The sequence below is a fragment of the Bacillus aerolatus genome (genome assembly GCF_009183655.1).
Lineage (GTDB): Bacteria > Bacillota > Bacilli > Bacillales > Domibacillaceae > Pseudobacillus > Pseudobacillus aerolatus.
In genome coordinates this window covers 96905-115291 of record NZ_WEIO01000001.1, presented here as the reverse complement: position 1 = coordinate 115291, position 18387 = coordinate 96905, and the positions used below count along the sequence as shown (strand labels likewise).

At 44.8% G+C, this 18387-nt stretch carries 17 protein-coding genes, 1 other RNA gene and 1 riboswitch; of the genes, 3 read left to right on the top strand and 15 right to left on the bottom strand.

Annotated features, from left to right (window positions below; all coding sequences use genetic code 11):
• Positions 1 to 48 precede the first annotated feature (48 nt).
• From recD2 to F9802_RS00545, 6 genes are all read right to left on the bottom strand, one after another.
• Positions 49 to 2451 (bottom strand): SF1B family DNA helicase RecD2, encoded by a 2403-nt coding sequence (gene recD2 / locus F9802_RS00570; RefSeq protein ID WP_152149210.1) that lies wholly within the window; start codon positions 2449 to 2451, stop codon positions 49 to 51.
• A 21-nt stretch (positions 2452 to 2472) separates the two neighbouring features.
• A complete protein-coding gene (locus tag F9802_RS00565; protein ID WP_152149209.1) occupies positions 2473 to 3135 on the bottom strand; it encodes a tetratricopeptide repeat protein in 663 nt (220 codons plus the stop codon).
• A 115-nt stretch (positions 3136 to 3250) separates the two neighbouring features.
• Positions 3251 to 4366, bottom strand: a complete 1116-nt coding sequence (gene mnmA / locus F9802_RS00560) for a tRNA 2-thiouridine(34) synthase MnmA (protein WP_152149207.1) — start codon at positions 4364 to 4366, stop codon at positions 3251 to 3253.
• Between the two features lie 33 nt (positions 4367 to 4399).
• Positions 4400 to 5545 carry a cysteine desulfurase family protein gene (locus F9802_RS00555; protein ID WP_152149206.1) on the bottom strand — a complete coding sequence of 382 codons (1146 nt, stop codon included), beginning with the start codon at positions 5543 to 5545 and terminating at the stop codon, positions 4400 to 4402.
• A 15-nt stretch (positions 5546 to 5560) separates the two neighbouring features.
• The gene (gene cymR / locus F9802_RS00550) at positions 5561 to 5983 is read right to left on the bottom strand and encodes a cysteine metabolism transcriptional regulator CymR (protein ID WP_152149205.1); all 423 of its coding nucleotides are present in this window, start codon (positions 5981 to 5983) and stop codon (positions 5561 to 5563) included.
• Positions 5980 to 6663: a YczE/YyaS/YitT family protein gene (locus F9802_RS00545; RefSeq protein WP_152149733.1), complete on the bottom strand. Its 684-nt coding sequence runs from the start codon at positions 6661 to 6663 to the stop codon at positions 5980 to 5982. The genes cymR and F9802_RS00545 overlap by 4 nt, the downstream gene beginning before the upstream one ends.
• 157 nt (positions 6664 to 6820) lie before the next feature.
• Between F9802_RS00545 and F9802_RS00540 the strand changes: the two genes are divergently transcribed.
• Both F9802_RS00540 and F9802_RS00535 read left to right on the top strand, forming a co-directional pair.
• Complete coding sequence (locus tag F9802_RS00540) at positions 6821 to 8086, top strand: replication-associated recombination protein A (protein WP_191991718.1); 1266 nt, start codon at positions 6821 to 6823, stop codon at positions 8084 to 8086.
• Positions 8087 to 8277: 191 nt separating this feature from the next.
• Positions 8278 to 9066: a DUF2935 domain-containing protein gene (locus F9802_RS00535; RefSeq protein WP_152149203.1), complete on the top strand. Its 789-nt coding sequence runs from the start codon at positions 8278 to 8280 to the stop codon at positions 9064 to 9066.
• On the opposite strand, the gene F9802_RS00530 is transcribed toward F9802_RS00535, so the two are convergent.
• Positions 8957 to 10012: a YndJ family protein gene (locus tag F9802_RS00530; protein ID WP_152149201.1), complete on the bottom strand. Its 1056-nt coding sequence runs from the start codon at positions 10010 to 10012 to the stop codon at positions 8957 to 8959. The genes F9802_RS00535 and F9802_RS00530 overlap by 110 nt on opposite strands.
• Positions 10009 to 10209, bottom strand: a complete 201-nt coding sequence (locus tag F9802_RS20175; RefSeq protein ID WP_152149200.1) for a DUF4166 domain-containing protein — start codon at positions 10207 to 10209, stop codon at positions 10009 to 10011. Before F9802_RS20175 ends, F9802_RS00530 begins: the two co-directional genes overlap by 4 nt.
• Before the next feature lie 81 nt (positions 10210 to 10290).
• Positions 10291 to 10452: riboswitch (cobalamin riboswitch) on the top strand.
• Between the two features lie 163 nt (positions 10453 to 10615).
• Between F9802_RS20175 and metE the strand changes: the two genes are divergently transcribed.
• Positions 10616 to 12913 carry a 5-methyltetrahydropteroyltriglutamate--homocysteine S-methyltransferase gene (gene metE / locus F9802_RS00520; RefSeq protein ID WP_152149199.1) on the top strand — a complete coding sequence of 766 codons (2298 nt, stop codon included), beginning with the start codon at positions 10616 to 10618 and terminating at the stop codon, positions 12911 to 12913.
• 189 nt (positions 12914 to 13102) lie between these two features.
• Here metE and F9802_RS00515 read toward each other — a convergent pair whose 3' ends face one another.
• The 7 genes from F9802_RS00515 to ssrS all read right to left on the bottom strand — a co-directional run bounded on the left by F9802_RS00515 (position 13103) and on the right by ssrS (position 18319).
• Positions 13103 to 14050, bottom strand: a complete 948-nt coding sequence (locus F9802_RS00515; protein WP_152149198.1) for an ABC transporter permease — start codon at positions 14048 to 14050, stop codon at positions 13103 to 13105.
• A complete protein-coding gene (locus tag F9802_RS00510) occupies positions 14050 to 14970 on the bottom strand; it encodes an ABC transporter ATP-binding protein (protein WP_152149197.1) in 921 nt (306 codons plus the stop codon). The genes F9802_RS00515 and F9802_RS00510 overlap by 1 nt, the downstream gene beginning before the upstream one ends.
• Positions 14967 to 15671 carry an ABC transporter ATP-binding protein gene (locus tag F9802_RS00505; RefSeq protein ID WP_152149196.1) on the bottom strand — a complete coding sequence of 235 codons (705 nt, stop codon included), beginning with the start codon at positions 15669 to 15671 and terminating at the stop codon, positions 14967 to 14969. Before F9802_RS00505 ends, F9802_RS00510 begins: the two co-directional genes overlap by 4 nt.
• A complete protein-coding gene (locus F9802_RS00500; protein ID WP_152149195.1) occupies positions 15664 to 16047 on the bottom strand; it encodes a GntR family transcriptional regulator in 384 nt (127 codons plus the stop codon). Before F9802_RS00500 ends, F9802_RS00505 begins: the two co-directional genes overlap by 8 nt.
• A gap of 3 nt (positions 16048 to 16050) precedes the next feature.
• On the bottom strand, positions 16051 to 16827 hold the full coding sequence (locus tag F9802_RS00495) for a hypothetical protein (RefSeq protein ID WP_152149194.1): 777 nt from the start codon (positions 16825 to 16827) through the stop codon (positions 16051 to 16053).
• 371 nt (positions 16828 to 17198) lie between these two features.
• Positions 17199 to 17966: a tRNA threonylcarbamoyladenosine dehydratase gene (locus tag F9802_RS00490; protein ID WP_152149193.1), complete on the bottom strand. Its 768-nt coding sequence runs from the start codon at positions 17964 to 17966 to the stop codon at positions 17199 to 17201.
• Positions 17967 to 18129: 163 nt separating this feature from the next.
• Positions 18130 to 18319, bottom strand: a non-coding RNA gene (gene ssrS / locus F9802_RS00485) — 6S RNA.
• Positions 18320 to 18387 lie beyond the last annotated feature (68 nt).

Below are 18387 nucleotides of genomic sequence, written 5' to 3'. Positions count from 1 at the left end.
TTTTTGCTAACAGGGTGCCCGGCTGTGCCCATTTTTATACGTGTTTTTTTATAGAAAATCGTACGGTGTTACGTTTTCCATGCCAATCATCGGATCGATGGCGGCGATGGTATCTTCAGTTAATGAGAGCGGTGGCTGCACTTTATTTTCTTGTGTGTCGCTCTGTTTGTCTGTCTCTAGAACAGCCACGAGTTTTTCTTTTAATGCTGTTTTGCGCGTAAGGTCGTCATTTCTCTCGATACCGATGCGAAATGCTTCTTCTTCCCCGCATAAAATCAGGAATTGCTTACTGCGCGTAATAGCTGTATAAAGCAGGTTGCGCCGCAGCATGCGGTAATAGCTTTTGACGACCGGCAAAATCACAATGGGAAATTCGCTTCCTTGCGATTTATGAATCGAGCAGCAAAAAGCATGGGTAATCTGATTTAAATCCTGTCTCGTATATGTCACCTCATTGCCTTCATAAGAAACGATGACCATATCCTGTTTTTCAGTATTTTCTTTAGCAAAAAAAATGGATACAACTTCTCCAATGTCGCCGTTAAAAATGTTTTGTTCCGGCTGGTTGACGAGCTGAAGTACCTTGTCGCCGATTCGATAATGAACGTCCCCAAAGTCGATCTGCTTGCGGGACCCGTCGGGGTTGGCGTTAAATATTTCCTGCAAAATGACATTTAAGCGGTCAATGCCCGCCGGTCCTTTATACATCGGAGCCAACACTTGAATGTCTTTAGCGGTAAACCCTTTTTTCATCGCATTTTTAACGACCTGTTCCACTACTTCCGGAATTTGCTGAACGCGGCAAGCTAGAAAAGAACGGTCCTTTTGCTGTTTCGTTAAATTGGATGGCATAAGTCCGTTCTTCATTTCATGAGCCATTTCAATGATGGAAGACCCTTCTTCCTGCCGATAAATATCAGTCAGCTTGACGGTCGAAATCGTACCCGATGCAAGTAAATCTTTCAGCACCTGACCAGGACCGACGGATGGCAATTGATCTTCATCGCCGACAAGTACGACTTGCATATCATCCGGCAGCGCTTTAAATAATTGATGGGCGAGCCACGTGTCCACCATCGACATTTCATCGATAATCAACAGGCGCCCTTCCACTTCACGGCTTTCATCGTCTTCCAACGTTTCTTGACCGCTGAAGCCGAGCAGCCGGTGGATCGTCACCGCCGGCAGCCCCGTTGATTCAGCCATCCGCTTCGCTGCCCGGCCGGTTGGCGCGGCAAGCTTGACCGGAAACGGTTCGTCTTTCCCGTATGACTTCGGGTCGAGCGAACAGCCGTGCAGTTCAGAATACAGCTCAACGATTCCTTTTATGACGGTTGTTTTGCCCGTCCCCGGTCCTCCGGTTAACAGCATCATTGGCGACATCAGCGCTTTTTGAATCGCTTCTTTTTGCGAAGGGGCATATTGCACGCCCGTCCGCTCTTCCAGCTCGCCGAGCGCAAGCAAAAACTCCGACTCCGGAAACTGATCTTCATACTGGTTCTGTCCAAGCATACGCTCAATGTTGGAAACAAGTCCTTTTTCAGAAAAATAAAGTGACGGTAAAAAGACACGGTCGTTTTCTCCAATGACCTTTCCTTCTTCTTCAAGCGCAATCAACTGCGCAGCAATCGCTTCATAATTGATTTGGCCTTTGCCACTTTTTTCAAGAAGCGCTTTTACTTCTTTTAACAGCGGTTCCGCTTCTAAATAACAGTGCCCATCCTGCAGGCTTTGCTGTTCCACAGTAAATAAAATTCCTGCTTTAATTCGGTCGGGATGTTCGCCGTCAATGCCAATTTGGGCACCAAGTTCGTCCGCCCGGCCAAAGCCGATGCCTTCCACGTCTTCGACGAGCTGGTACGGATTCTTCTGAATGACTTCAATCGCCTGCTGCTGATACGCCTGGTAAATTTTCATGGAAAGCTGCGGACCAAAACCATATTGGTTGAGCGCCACCATCACCTGTTCAAGCCCCTGGTGTTCCAGCAGCGTTTCGTACAACTTTTGCGCTTTGTCGGCAGGCAGACGGGGTACATCATCGAGCAGGGATGGATGATCAAGAATTTTAGAAATCGCGCCTTCACCGAGTGTTTCCACGATTGTTTCCGCTGTTTTTTTGCCGATGCCTTTAAATAGTTCGCTTGATAAATAAGTAACGATTCCTTGTTTCGTTTGAGGAATTTCCTTTTGAGCGTGCCGCGCATGAAACTGGCGGCCAAATTTCGGATGGTCTTTGAACTGCCCGTAAAAAGTGTACACTTCCTGTTCATGAATTTGCGGAAAATACCCGGTCACGACCGCTTCTTTTTCTTCATACGTATCGTTTGTTTCTGTCACACGGATGCGCATCACCGAATAAAAGTTCTCCTCATTGTGGAAAATCGTCACAAGATGGCGGCCTTTCACATATTTTTCTCCATCTGCGAACAAATCCATCGAACTTTGCTCCATACATGCCACCTCTTACTTTGATCAGTTTTCTTCTGCTTTTTCTATCATTTTCTTCCCGTATCCGGCCAGCATATGGTCGGGCTGCACGTCAAGTGCGCGATTGAACATCGTCATCGCTTTTTCCGTATCTTCTAAATGGCCGGCATAAGCCACACCGAGATTATAATATGCATCCGCATGTTCCGGGTCTTCTTCAATGACCCGCTCCAGTTGGCGGATTGCTTCATCATAAGCTTTCGCTTTTGCCAGTGCCAAACCAAGCTGAAAACGCGCTTCCGTATCCTCTTCGTTTAACTCAACAGCGCGCTGTAAATATGGCAGAGCAAACATCGACTGATCGAGCTGCATCAACGTCATGCCAAGCATGAAAAAGGCATCGCTTTCCTCAAGCCCTGACTGGACTGCCTGCTCAAATTGGCGGCAGGCATCCTCAAGACGTTCCTGTTCATAATAAAACGTGCCGAGTGCATAATGTGCGGCTCCTGCTTCCGGATCCACTTCAATCGCTTTTTCATAAAACTTCTCGGCTCTTTCCAGCTCACCGACCGTCGCCAGTACGTGGCCAAAATTGATATAGGCAGTCGGCTCTCCGGGCGCTTCTTCAATTCGTTCCGAAAACAATTTCAGTGCTTCTTCTACTTTTCCTTGCTGCAAATATTCAATACCTTGTAAGTTTTTATCCATAGGACACCTCTGATTTTCTGTCTAATAAAAAAAGTATAACATAGTTCAAAGAGCTGGAAATCAAAACAAAAGCCTCTAAAGCAGCTTCCCGCTTTAAAGGCTTTTTTCAGGCACTCTAGCCGACATACGTCAGCCGTTCTCCCGCTTTAAACACTGTATCGATCGTAGCGCCGCCGAGGCACTCTTCACCGTCATAAAAAACAGCGGCTTGTCCCGGAGTAATCGCCCGCACCGGTTCGTGAAAATCAACTTTCACTTTTCCGTCTTCGAGCAAGTGAACCGTCACTTTGTTGTCCTGCTGGCGGTAGCGGAATTTCGCTGTGCATTCGAATGACTGCGGCTTCGGCTTATTCGATACCCAGCTGACATGATCAGCAATTAAGGAATCGGAATAAAGAAGATCATTATGGAACCCTTGATCAACATAGAGAACATTTTTTTCTAAATCTTTGCCGATCACGAACCACGGTTCGCCTGACCCGCCGATGCCAAGCCCATGGCGCTGACCAATCGTATAATACATCAAGCCGTCGTGGCGGCCTTTTACTTCTCCGTCCATCGTTGTCATCAACCCGGGCTGAGCCGGCAAATAGCCGCTCAGGAATTCTTTAAAGTTGCGTTCGCCGATAAAGCAGATGCCAGTGCTGTCTTTTTTCGCTGCTGTCGCGAGGCCCGCTTCCGCTGCGATTTCGCGAACGCGCTTTTTATCAATATCACCAATTGGAAACAGCACTTTTTCGAGCTGATCCTGCTGCAATTGATTTAAAAAGTAGGTTTGATCTTTATTTTCATCGAGGCCGCGAAGCATTTTCACTTCTTCGCCGCTGTGATCGACTCTTGCATAGTGGCCGGTCGCAAGAAAATCAGCGCCGAGACTGACCGCATGCTCAAGAAAGGCTTTAAATTTAATTTCTTTGTTGCACATCACATCCGGGTTCGGTGTGCGGCCAGCTTTATATTCATCCAGGAAATAAGTGAATACTTTTTCCCAATATTGCTTTTCAAAATTGACGGCATAGTAAGGTATGCCGATTTGATTGCACACGCGTATGACATCGTTGTAATCCTCTGTTGCTGTGCAGACGCCAAATTCATCTGTATCATCCCAGTTTTTCATGAAAATGCCGATGACATCATAGCCCTGCTCCTTCAATAAAAGGGCGGCAACCGAAGAGTCCACACCGCCGGACATGCCGACAACGACACGGGTATCTTTCGGTGCTTTGTTCATTCTGTCCACTCTCTTTCCGGCAGGAGCGGCCATTTACTTTTTCGTTAAGCGGGCGGTAATTTTCGCCACAGCTTCTCCTGCTTGATCTATTTGTTCTTCCGTGTTTGTTAAACCAAAACTGAACCGGATAGAGTTGCGGAGGCGTTCAGATTCTTTGCCAAACATCGCCACAAGCACATGCGACGGTTCAATCGATCCCGCTGTACAAGCGGATCCGCTTGAAGCAGCGATGCCAGCAAGATCCAAATTAACAAGCATTGCTTCCACATCCGTTCCGGGAAAGCTCAAGTTTACCACGTGGGGTAATGTTTGTTCAAGCGATCCGTTCACTGTAAATTCTACCTGCTTCTCTGTTAATGTACGGATGAGTTGCTTTTTAAATGCTGTATACTGCTCTCTTTTTTCCTCCATAGATGCCATCGCGATTTCGATCGCTTTTCCAAAACCGGCAATCACCGGGACGTTTTCTGTTCCGGCCCGCCGTTTTCTTTCTTGCTCGCCGCCAAACAGGCCAGGTGTAAGAGACAGCCCTTCTCTCGCATATAAAAAACCGATGCCTTTCGGGCCGTTAATTTTATGACCGGAAACCGACATTAAATCGATGTGTTCTGCTTTTACATTCATCGGCATCATGCCATACGCCTGTACCGCATCAGTATGAAAAACAGCTTGATGCTCTTTTAGCAGCCCGCCGATTTCCGCAATAGGCTGGACCGCGCCGATTTCATTGTTCCCGTACATAATCGAAACTAAAATCGTGTCTTCACGCAGAGCAGACGCAAGATCAGACAAGCTGATGAGGCCGTCTTCATCTACCGGCAAATATGTGACTTCAAATCCTTCTTTTTCAAGCTGGCCGCACGTATGAAGCACCGCATGATGTTCGACCGCTGTTGTAATAATGTGGCGGCCTTGATGCTTCATCGCCTGCGCCGTGCCGATGACCGCTAAATTATCTGCTTCTGTCCCGCCGCTCGTAAAAATGATTTCATTAAAATCAGCACCAATACTCGCTGCTGCAGTTGTCCGTGCCGTATCTACGACATGACGCGCCGTCCGGCCAAATGAATGAATGCTGGACGGATTGCCAAACACGTCAGCCATTTGTGCGGCGACCGTTTCAATCACTTCCGGGTGAACAGGAGTCGTTGCCGCATGATCTAAATAAATGCGTTCCATCAGTACCGTCACTCCTTAAATATAAAACATGTACGCATCAGATTCACCGTGCTCGTCTGTGTGCTTCGCCAAGTCGTCGAGCGTTGTATTTTCCAGCACGCTTTTAATGGCATCGCTGATCCGAATCCACAGTTCGCGCTTCGCCGGCTCTTCTTCTTCAATTCCTTCAACAAGGGTGATTGGTCCTTCAAGCACACGGATAATGTCCCCCGCAGTAATCGTTTCCGGCTCCCTCCCAAGTACGTATCCGCCGTAAGCACCACGGATGCTGCGGACAAGCCCTGAATTGCGGAGCGGAGCAACTAATTGCTCTAAGTAATGCTCGGACAAATTATGGGCACCGGCAATCACCCGTAAAGAAGTCGGACCTTCACCGTGCCGTTTCGCCAATTCAATCATAATCGTTAATCCATATCTTCCTTTAGTAGAAATTCTCATATATTTGCCTCCTGTTTATTATCATTTTTCCATTCATTTACTTTGCTTATAAGCAAATCGGAAAATCGCTGGCATTGCGGCAGTGAAATACCGACTGCTGTTCCCATTAAAAAGCTGAATAAAAACGTGCCAAAATGCACCGGACCGCCAATCAACCAGGCAAGCGCAAGCACAATGAACTCCATTCCCCGGCGAATGTGGGATACTTTCCAGCCGGTTTTTTTCATGACAGCGAGCATAAAACTATCCCGCGGCCCGGCTCCAAGCTGGGCGGAAAGGTAAAGTGACATCCCGTAAGCCATAATGATGACACCTGCCACAAACATGATCAGCTTGCCAATGAAACCTTCAGGCGTGGCAATTGCCGGCATAAGTAAAAAGAGATCGATAAATACGCCAACGAGCACCATATTTAAATAAGCTCCAAATTGCGGCCACTCCCGTAAATAAAAGGAAGCAGCGCCTAAAATAAGAAAGCCGACGAGCACCGACCAGGTACCGACTGTCAGCCCAATCTGTTCGTACAGCCCTACATGCAAGGCGTCCCATGGCGTCGCTCCGAGATCAGCTCGAATTAACAATACAATGCCGAGCGACATAAATAAAAGGCCGATAGTAAAGATGATCAGCCGAATCACAATATTCCCTTGTCTTTTCAGCTTTCTTCTTTCTTTTTTCATCACTCATTTTCCCCTAACTAAATGAGCTGCCTGTTTTTTTATCAACAAAGTCAGCTTTCATCATTATATCATAGAAAACAGATCAAATAACATGCCCCGCCTTCATTTCCTATGATACAGTGGAAGAAAACACCTGGAAAAGAAATGAGGAATTTCGATGAAACCATTAGCTTTCCGCATGCGCCCTCGAACAATCGAGGAAATCGTTGGACAGGAGCACCTTGTCGGCAACGGAAAAATTATCCACCGGATGGTTGCAGCGAAACAATTGTCTTCGATGATTTTATATGGGCCGCCCGGCATCGGCAAAACATCGATTGCAAGCGCCATTGCCGGTAGTACGAAATATGCTTTTCGCACACTTAATGCAGTCACAAGCAATAAAAAAGATATGGAAATTGTCGCCGCGGAAGCAAAAATGTCCGGGAAAGTCATTTTATTACTCGATGAAGTGCACCGTCTGGATAAAGGAAAGCAGGACTTTCTGCTGCCGCTTTTGGAAAATGGAATGATTACGTTAATTGGCGCAACAACGAGCAATCCATATCATGCCATCAACCCGGCGATCCGCAGCCGCTGCCAGATTTTCGAACTGACCCCGCTGACACCCGCTGAAATTGAGGAAACATTGAAGCGGGCTCTTCGAGATGAAGAACGGGGACTTAGTAAATATAATGTAGAAATAAACGAAGCGGCTCTGCACCATCTCGCGCAGGCAAGCGGCGGCGACGTGCGCAGCTCATTAAATGCGCTGGAACTCGCAGTTCTGTCCACACCACCCGATGAAGACGGCGTGATTACGATCAACCGGGAAACAGCGGAAGAGTGCCTGCAAAAGAAAAGCTTTTCCCATGATAAAGACGGTGACGCCCATTACGACGTCCTGAGCGCCTTTCAAAAATCGATTCGCGGCAGCGACGCGAATGCCGCTCTTCATTACCTTGCACGGTTGATCGAAGCAGGCGACTTGCCGAGTATCGCAAGACGGCTGCTCGTTATTGCTTACGAAGACATTGGCCTCGCGAGTCCACAAGCTGGACAGCGGACGCTCGCTGCCATTCAAACCGCGGAAAAAATCGGCTTCCCGGAAGCGCGCATTCCGCTCGCCGCAGCTGTCATCGAACTATGCCTGTCACCAAAATCGAATACAGCCATCACTGCCATCGATTCGGCTCTTGCCGACATCCGCGCCGGCAAAAGCGGCGACGTGCCCGATCACTTGAAAGACGCCCATTACCAAGGCGCTAAAGAACTCGGCCGCGGCGTCGACTATAAATACCCGCACAATTTCGACAGCGGCTGGGTGAAACAACAATACTTGCCTGATAAATTGAAAAACAAACGCTATTATGAACCGAAGCAAACCGGGAAATTTGAACAAGCTCTATCTAGCATTTACGAGAAGATTGAAAGAGGAAAGTAAATAGAACCCCCCCTTCCTTATTTGAATGGGGGCTGTTTGCTATGTATACACGTTATTTTACTCAAACTAAAAAATTTAATAGTAGAAACTTGCTGCTTTTAAAAATTAGCCTTTTCTTTTTCTCTACAAAGACGGATTTATGATTGTTTAGCGTTCACTGGCATAAAGCTCAACACACTCCATAAAATTAGATGAATGTACAAAAAAGGAGAGGTTATATAGTGAAAAATTATGAGAAAACAGCCAAATTCGAACATAGATTTTGGCTGCAAATATTAGGGGATCATGCCCGGTTTATTCACGATTCACTTGCTCCCAGTGAAAAAAAGGAGATTGAATTGGCTAATAACTTCATCCAAACATTTGACCAACTGTTAGGAAGAGTTGAAGTGGATAACTTAATACACTTAAGCAAGAGGGCTGACGAAGAAGCGAAAAGATTAAGAGCATTTAAACTAAATATTTTAAAGAGACATCTAATTGGGAAGATTTCCATTCATCTTGGTCCAACGTTTATTAATCATATGGTAAATGAGCTTGACGAGTATTTACGAATAGTAGAGTTTTTAAATAAAGGAGACATTCCTCCTGTTTGCCATGAGCTCCACCACCATTTAATTTGGCTTTTGGACGCAGCAGGCCACGCCGGAGCCATATCAGCTAATATGGACCAAATTGAAAAGAAGATTAAGAAAAAAAGTGACGAGTTCACAAAGGACTTTGGAGCTTTTTATTTAAAAGCGATAGAGTTGACAGGATATTTACGAACAAACCTCTCTGCTTTCCCCGCATTAAAGAAGTTTAATCAAGACACCGCACTCGAAATGAAACTGTTTATGAATTTTCTCCGAGAAATTGAAGAATTAGAGCTCAGCAAAAAAGCATTAGGCACATTCGCCCCTTTAATGGCTGATCACATGATGAGAGAAGAATGTTATTACTTAACGAAGCTCGCTGAGTTTGCTGAATATGACGGCTGATTTTTTCGTAAATAAACGCAAATGGCTTAAACCAGAAGACCCATTGAATGTTAGCTTTTAACTGGTAATCATTTGTATTCTCGTAAAAATCAATAATTCCCGGCGCCAATTTTCGGTCATCAAAACAGACGGAGCGAAATTGTTCCATCCGGTTCGTCAGTCCTTCAGTCAAATCGACGCGCCCGGATGCATAAATGAATGAAAACAAAATCGTAATTAAAAGAACGGCAGCGGACACTGAAAGCAAACCTTTTGCCCATTTGTTATGAAACTTTGTTTTAAATACAAAAAAGCCATATCCATAAAGAGCAGCAGCATAGATGAAAACAGCTAAAAATTCGATCCACCGCGAATAAGTAATTCCCATAGCGATCGTCATCGGCGACAAAATAATTACAGCGGTGATCATGGCATAAATACAACTTTTTTTCTGCCATTTCCGGCCGAGCAGACCGCAAATGACCGGAATGATGAATGCTGAATAATGAAAGTGAACAGCGGTTAATAAAATCATTTCTTTAGAGAAATGCATGACGGATAGATCGGCTGTATAAGCAAAAAACCAGAAGCCGCCGAGACCTAAATAAATCAAGCCGCTGTCAATCGCTGTTTCACTGATCGGCCGCACGCCTCCTTCAAGCAGCGGGAGCAATCCGGATAATGATACTATCAACGTATAAACGAACCAGATTAAAGCAAGCAAAGCTGTATCAACTGTGACAGCAAATACGGCTGAAAAAGCAGCTAAAGGGTAAAACAAAGAAAGAAAGCCGATAAGCGGCAGTTTCGTTCTGTCTCTTTTTTGTCTACCCGTTAACTGTTGCGTGAGCGGAACGAACAGCAACACCGACAATAATAACAGCGTTTCAGCCGGCTCGAGCATCGGCCATTGAATGAAAATATAAAAAAGAAAAAGCCCCATCCCAACGATCGTTTGAATATTCATTCCTCGCCACTCCCCATCTCTCGAAAGCTACCTTTATAAGCAAAAAGAGTGCCGAGAAGTGGATTGCTCACATGAACATTAATATGGAATAAGCCGCTTTCCTCCTGATAAGATTCGATGACGCGAGAATTTCCGTAAAGAAACGCGGGCAGCGGGATCTTCCTGCCAAACACGATAAATAAACTTCCGGTATTCAAGACTAATTTAAAATATTAATAAATTCCAATTTGACAGACACTTTTATATGTGCTAATTTTGAACACAATCATCAGTTATACTACATAGCAATGGAAATAGGTGGCTTGACAACGGTCAAGTCTTAAAAGGGAAGCCGGTGAAACGATAATCCGGCGCGGTCCCGCCACTGTAACAGCACACTCCGACTCGTGAAGAACAGAGTAACGCTGAAGCCAGATACCTGCCTATTTTAACGACGCTGACTAACCTACGGTGAATGGGGAGGTGTTAGAATATATGCGAATTAAATGTTTGCTTCGGCAGGCATTTTCCCCGATCTTGATGGGATACACGTACATTTCTAACCTTCGTTAGAAATGTTTTTTTGTGTTTATCAATTATTTTTCTTAAAGGAGCCGATCAATCATGACAGCATTAAGCAGCAATCTAGGTTACCCTCGTATTGGAGAAAACCGCGAATGGAAAAAAGCACTTGAATCATTTTGGGCAGGCAAGCTCGAAGAAAGCCAATTTCTCGAGGAGATGGAGAAAATCAGGTTAGGGAATTTGCAAAAGCAAAAGGATGCCGAAATTGATATGATTCCAGTTGGTGATTTCACGTTTTATGATCAAATGCTAGATGCGGCTGTTATGTTCGGCATGGTGCCTGAGCGTTTTGCTTATGCTGGCGGAAAAGTTCCGCTAAACACTTATTTTGCGATGGCGCGTGGAAACGACACAGCTGTCGCCTGTGAAATGACGAAATGGTTTAACACAAACTATCATTATATCGTTCCAGAGTTTGAAGGAAAAAAGTTAACGTTAACAGAAAACAAACCGCTGAACGCTTACCGGGAAGCAAAAGAAAAATTAAATATAAATGGAAAACCAGTGCTCATCGGGCCTTATACATTTTTAAAATTGTCCAAAGGATATGAAAACAGCGATATCCCTGCTTTTCTTTTACAGCTCATTCCACTATATGCTCAAGTACTGCAAGAATTAGAGACAGAAGGAGTGAAGTGGATCCAGATCGACGAGCCCATCTTAGCTACCTCTATTACAAAAGAAGAAATGAAAACAGTAGCAGAAATTTACAAACAGCTAAATCAAGCTGCTCCGGCTCTGCAAATCATGCTGCAAGTGTATTTTGATTCGATAGAATGGTATGAAGAAGTTACCCAACTGCCCGTGCAAGGAATAGGAGTCGACTTTGTCCACGGATTGGAAAAGACGATCGAAAATTTGAAATCAAATGGATTTCCAACGGATAAAGTTCTCGGTGCCGGCATCATTGACGGGCGAAACATTTGGCGTTCTGATTTACAAGAAAGATGGGAGTTAATCACCACTCTTTCTAATTACGTGCCAGCTGACCGGATTTGGCTCCAGCCTTCGTGCAGCCTGCTTCACGTGCCTGTGACAGTCGCTCAAGAAAAAGCTTTGGATCAAACGATTCATTCAGCGCTCGCTTTTGCTGATGAAAAATTAGTAGAGGTTACAACATTAACGAACGCACTACACAACGGAGAAAGTGCCATTGTTGAAGCAATTCAAGAAAGCCGGAATGCGCGCTTGAAACTGGCTCAGTCCCCAGCTAGAAACCGGGCTGGTATCCAGTATTCCGCCCGTACAATTAGTGAACAGCAAACGAAACGCACTCTTCCTTTTAATGAACGCCGCAAACAACAACAGGACGCCTTCAGCTTGCCGTTGTTGCCGACAACTACGATAGGAAGCTTCCCGCAAACGACTGAAGTACGCCAAGCAAGACAAAAGTGGAGAAAAGGAGAATGGTCCGCTGAAGCATATGAACAGTTCATTCAAAATCAAATTAAAGACTGGATCGTTTTACAAGAGCAAATCGGGCTTGATGTGTTCGTTCACGGTGAATTTGAACGAACCGACATGGTGGAATTTTTCGGAGAAAAGATGGGCGGATTTGTTTTTACACAAAAAGCCTGGGTACAATCTTACGGTTCCCGCTGCGTCAAACCGCCAATTATTTACGGAGACGTAGAATTTTTGCAGCCAATGACTGTCAAAGAAAGCGTCTATGCTAAGTCTCTAACAGACAAACCGGTCAAAGGCATGCTCACCGGACCGGTAACCATATTAAACTGGTCATTCGTCCGCGATGATCTATCGAGAGAAGAAGTAACGAATCAAATCGCCCTGGCGCTAAGAAAAGAAGTCGAAGCATTAGAGGCAGCTGGTATCCACATGATTCAAGTGGACGAACCGGCACTGCGAGAAGGACTGCCATTGAAAAAATCAGCCTGGGATAATTATTTAAATTGGGCCGTAAAGGCGTTCCGGCTAGCTACCTCTTCAGTTCAAAACACGACACAGATTCATACACATATGTGTTATTGTGAATTTCACGATTTCATTGACGCTATCAGCGCATTGGATGCCGACGTTATCTCTATTGAAACGTCCCGCAGCCACGGCGAGCTCGTTTCTGCTTTTACCGATCAATCTTACGACAAAGGCATTGGTTTAGGTGTGTATGATATCCATAGCCCACGCATTCCTGCCGTTGAAGAAATGATCGATATTATCGAACAAGGCTTGCAAGTGCTAGAGCCGATTCAATTTTGGATTAATCCCGATTGTGGCTTAAAAACTAGAAAGATCGATGAAACCGTAGCTTCTTTAAAAAATATGGTGGCTGCTACAAATACAATCCGTGACCGTTATTCTGTTTTACAGGAAAGCTAAATTCGTAAAAGCAAAATTACTTTGCGAAACCTCCTCATTTGCTTGCAATGACGCGGAGATGAGATGAAAAGAAATCAATATTGAAACAGGCTGCCCGGTGTCGCACCAGCAGCCCGTTCTCTTTTTAAAATTATTATTATAGTCAATGAAAGTGATTTTGCAGTCCCCTCACTCAATTTGCGGCCACACTTAAGCTGCTACATCCCGTTTCGCAAATGTAATAAACGCGAGCAGCTGGAAGACAATAAAGTAGCCGGCAAGAACAGCAAGGGAAAAACCAAACGTCATTCCTTCCACCAACACCCGGCCGTTTTCAAACTGCAGTAAATTTGTATTAGCAAACAGCAAGTATTTCGCCCATTCGTATTTTATCGCGATGAGCATCGTAACGTTTGTACCGATGAATAGGAGAAATAACGAAATACCAATGGCGAGTGAGCTGCTGCGAAACACAGCGGAGATCATAAACGCCATTGTCGCGAGCATGAATACGTCGGCTGATTTTAATAAATAGACTTTGAGCAAATATAGGAACATGCTTTGTTCAATGACTTTACCGCCTTCATACGCAAGATGAACGGCTTCCCCGGACGCACCAAACAAGATGGCGCCGATCAGTGCAGACACTAGGAAGAGCACGGAGATCATAAACAAGCCAAACAGCACAACCGCCGCATATTTAGAAAAGAGAATTTTCGTACGGCTAATCGGGCGGATTAATAACAGTTTTATTGTACCCCACGTATATTCACTGGCGACGATTCCTGCAGCGATAATGATCATGAATAAACCTGCAAAGCTGAGCAGTTCACTCCCATCTTCCACAAATGAGAGCATCGTTGTTTTCGTATCGGCCGGCACATTATGTTCGAGTCGATATTCATTTACCTTGATTAGCCCCTGTAAATATTCTTTGCGGTCTTTCGATAAATCGTAGCCTTCTTTTATTTGTTTCTCATAAGCGGCATTTTCTGCTTTGACGATTTGCTGCCAGTTTTTCGCTTCTTTTTGTTTGCTTTCATCGTACTTCGTAAACCCGGCAAATGTGCCGGCCATGAGGACGAGCAGCCCGATCATCACATACGTGCCCGGCCGTTTGAATATTTTAATCCATTCATTTTGAATTAAGCGTACCATCAGCTCACCGCCTCTTGTTTTTCAGTTATTTCTAAAAATCTTTCTTCTAGTGTTTTAGACAATTGTTTCACTTCATAAATTTTAATATTCTTAGAAGCAAGTAAGCTAATTACAGCCGGAATTTGTTCTTTTTCCGCTTCTATCGATAGCCGCCCCCCTGCTATTTTGACGCGCGTTTTCGGAAATGCTGCTGCCATTTGTTTAGCGGCTGTTTCTGAATCATTGACTTCAATTGAGTAAGCTTCCCGGTCGTCTTCCTCCCAATCATGAACGGATTGGACATTAATTAACCGGCCTTTTTGAATGATACCGATACGGTCGCATATCATTTCCATTTCCGACAGCAAGTGGCTTGATACAATGACGGCCATGCCTTCTTTCTCAGCCAAGTCCCGAATGTATTGTCGTATTTCTTTAATGCCGGCGGGGTCGAGTCCGTTCGTCGGTTCATCGAGGATTAAAATTTTCGGGTCATGCAACAGAGACTGGGCGATGCCAAGCCGCTGCCGCATACCGAGTGAGTACGTTTTTACTTTGTCGTGAATACGTTCACTGAGACCGACAAGCTTGATGACGTCATCGATTCTCGCTTTCGTTATCCCTTTTTGCATACGGGCGTACTGCTGTAAATTTTCATAGCCCGATAAAAACTTATACATTTCCGGATTTTCAACAATTGCCCCAATTTGACTGACCGCTTTTTCGAAATCTTTTTGAATGCTGTGTCCACAAATAACAATATCTCCTTCAGTCAGTTTCATTAAGCCGACAATCATCCGGATCGTCGTCGTTTTTCCCGCTCCATTCGGTCCGAGAAACCCGAACACTTCCCCTTTCTGTATAGTAAAACTTAATGAGTCAATGATTTTTTTGCCTTTAATCACTTTTGTGACATTTTTTAATTCCACCAATGCAGTCATGAGTTGATCCCCTCTTTATAAGTAGTTTTCAGCCACTGCAATACAGACATCCCTTCTTCTTCGCGAAGAGCTTCCACGTGGCAGCGGGCGCGCACTTGGCCTTCATCTAAAATGACCGCCTCTTCTAAAACCGGTTCAATTTCAGTAATTTCATGGGTTGTAATAATGACCGTCTGCTCCCCGAAATCGATAAAAGAAACGAGCCCTTTCACAACCGTGTCGCGGACCATCGGATCGAGCCCAAGAAACGGTTCATCCAAAAGCAGCACCGGTGCCTCGCGGGAAAGAACGAGTAAAAGCTTCAGCCGGCCCTGCTGTCCTTTTGACAGCTTAGCCGTTTTTTGATGAGTCTCCAGATTCATAAATTGGATAAGCTCCTCTGCTTTTTCCATTGAAAAATCAGGGTACTGTGAAGCAAAAAAGTCAATCATCTGCCGAACGGTCAACCCCGGATAAATCATGCCTTCACTCGCTAAGTAAGCAACATCTTTTGCGATGTGACGGTTCACTTTTTGGCCGTTGATCAGCACTTCACCTTTTGTTGGAAATAAAAGACCCGCCGCCATTTTCATCATCGTGGATTTTCCGCTGCCATTCGGTCCGAGAATGCCGTACACCTTGCCTTTTTCAAATATTAAGTCAATGCTATCGAGCGCTTTTCTTTTCCCATACTTTTTCGTCACGTTCCTCATTTCAATCATCGCCCGTTTTCTCCTTTTCGGTTAAAAATTGTTCGACCGCCTGCGAAATCTCGCCATCTTCTACGCCAATTCCCCGCATATTTTGTATAAACGTTTCAATCATTTCTTTTTGTATGTCCGCTCTTAGTTTCTTCTTCATATCTATCTGTTCTGTCATAAACGTACCCTGCCCTCTTTTGGATTCGACGACGCCCATGCGTTCCAGCTCCCCATACGTTCGTTGTATCGTGTTCGGATTGACGCCTGACTGGATTGCCATCTCCCTCACTGATGGCAACTTTTCACCCGGCTTAATTTCCCCCCGGACAAATTGTTGAATAATCCGGTCAGCGATTTGACTGTATATTGGTTTCGATGTTTTGAATTCTTCTGTCATGTGTTACACCTCTACTTTTCGATTGAGCAGCCAGGCAGCAGCTAAAAACAATGCCATATGAAAGATAACAGAAAGGATAATGGGCCATAACTGAATGTCTCCATTCTCTACGGAAAAATGCATTCCACCTATTCCCCACGCTTTCGTTTCCGATTCCCCAATATTCATTGTCCAACTTGCGAACCACTTTTGAATGAGCGGGATTTGCAGCACTTTCGCTGTCGCTGCCTGGATAAAAATATAGATGGCAAGGATGAGAAACCAGCGTATTTTTTTCAATGTCGGATACGCATTTAATGAATGATAAACGGCCCAGAGAAACAGTCCCCAAACAGCAAAGTATAGAGCTCCCCCAGTGAGTCCCATATTTAACAAAATCCCTTCTGCATAAGGCATTCTATTGTCCGGGGTGTCGACAAAACCTTGCGGCAAAGCAATTTTCAGCGAAATGAGCGCCAATAGATCCGTCAGTATGAGAGAGACAATAAATGCGAAAAAGGCAATCAGCAGTTTGGATAGCAGCTGCTTCACTCCACCGGCTGTACTATGCAGCCAGTAATGTCCTTTCTCTTCTGCCTTCAGCAAAACCATTTCCGCTATCGGCAGCAGCACAATATGAAAAAAATAAATGAAAAAAATAAACGGAAAAACTAAATAAAACTCGCCTTGATAAACAGCAAAGGCTGCCGCGCAAAAGTACAGCGCCAGCACTAAAACAAGCCATACTACTAAATAATTTTTAATGAGTAAAAAATCTTTTTTTAACAACCCTTGAAACATACGCGATCCCTCCGTGTATTACTGTACTAGTCGAATAGTACACTAGGACAAGTTTAACTGTCAACTCCATTTTCCATTTTTTTCACACAAAGAAAAGCGGAAGCGCCTGCTCTGCCCCGACAAGCAAATGTTCTTCTCACAAAGAAGTCGCTCTTTGACTTCATTGTGAGAAGGTTATTTGACCTCGAGGGGCAAGGCGCTGCAGCTGGACAATAAAAGCGGAGCCGACTGCTTTGGGGCGACAAGCATATGACGGGCTGGCGAAGCGGCGCTTTTTGCCGCACAGCCAGACTGACATATGACCTCGAGCCCCAAGGAGGCGCAGCTGGACAACAAAAAAACGCCCTAGACACTAGGGCGTCTGTTCTCACTTATTTTTCATCGCTTACACGGGTAACTTTTATATCTTTTAAACATTCTCTGACGACGTAGCTTGCCATAATCAAACCGCACGCAGACGGCACAAATGCATTGGAAGCCGGCGGCATTTTCGCTTTGCGGATTTCTGCTTGATCATTACCGACCACTTTCCGAACATCTTCGCGGATGACGATCGGACTTTCATCGGAAAACACAACTGGAATTCCTTTACGGATGCCTTCTTTTCGCAAGCGGGTACGGATTACTTTAGCGATTGGATCTGTATGAGTTTTGGAAATATCGGCGATTTGAAAGCGTGTCGGATCAAGCTTATTCGCTGCGCCCATGCTGGAAATAATCGGGATGTTCCGCTTTAAACACTCTTTCATTAAATGAATTTTATAAGAAATCGTGTCGGACGCATCTACGACAAAGTCCAAACCATAACTGAAAAAGTCTTCATACGTTTCTTCCGTATAAAACATGTTCAGCGTGATGACTTCACATTCCGGGTTAATATCGGCAATGCGCTCTTTCATCACATCCGTTTTCGGCTGGCCGATCGTTGACAAGAGAGCCGGAAGCTGACGGTTAATGTTCGTAATATCGATGGTGTCTTTATCAACGAGCACAAGACGGCCGACACCGGAACGGGCGAGTGCTTCTACCGAAAATGAGCCGACGCCGCCAATGCCAAGAATAGCAACCGTACTGTTTTTTAAAATATCAAGACCTTCTTGTCCGAAGGCAAGTTCATTGCGGGAAAATTGATGCAGCATTGAGTGTTCACTCCATAACTTTATTAGTTTAGTTTGACTATCTTTTTCAGATAGAATTAATCTTACTGGAAAATAAGCATCCATTCAATCTTTTCCCTGTTTTCTACAAAGAAAAAACAGCCCCCCGGCAATGAGAGGCTGTAGATCGTATGCGTTATGAAGGGTAGGTCCCAATTGTGCCGTCCTATGGATCTATATGTTTTGAACCCGCTCTAGGCAGGTGGGTGCGCTGCAGTAAGCTTTGTAAGTCCTCTGCAAAAGAGGCATGTACGCCGCTTACAAACCCGGGCTCCCGTCACATATATTGTTCGGTCAAAACAGATAGTGAAAATAAACGTACACATCAGGACTTCCCTTCGATGAAATTATCATAACATACCCAAATTTTGTTTTCAACTTTGAATTGTCTAAATATTTAAAA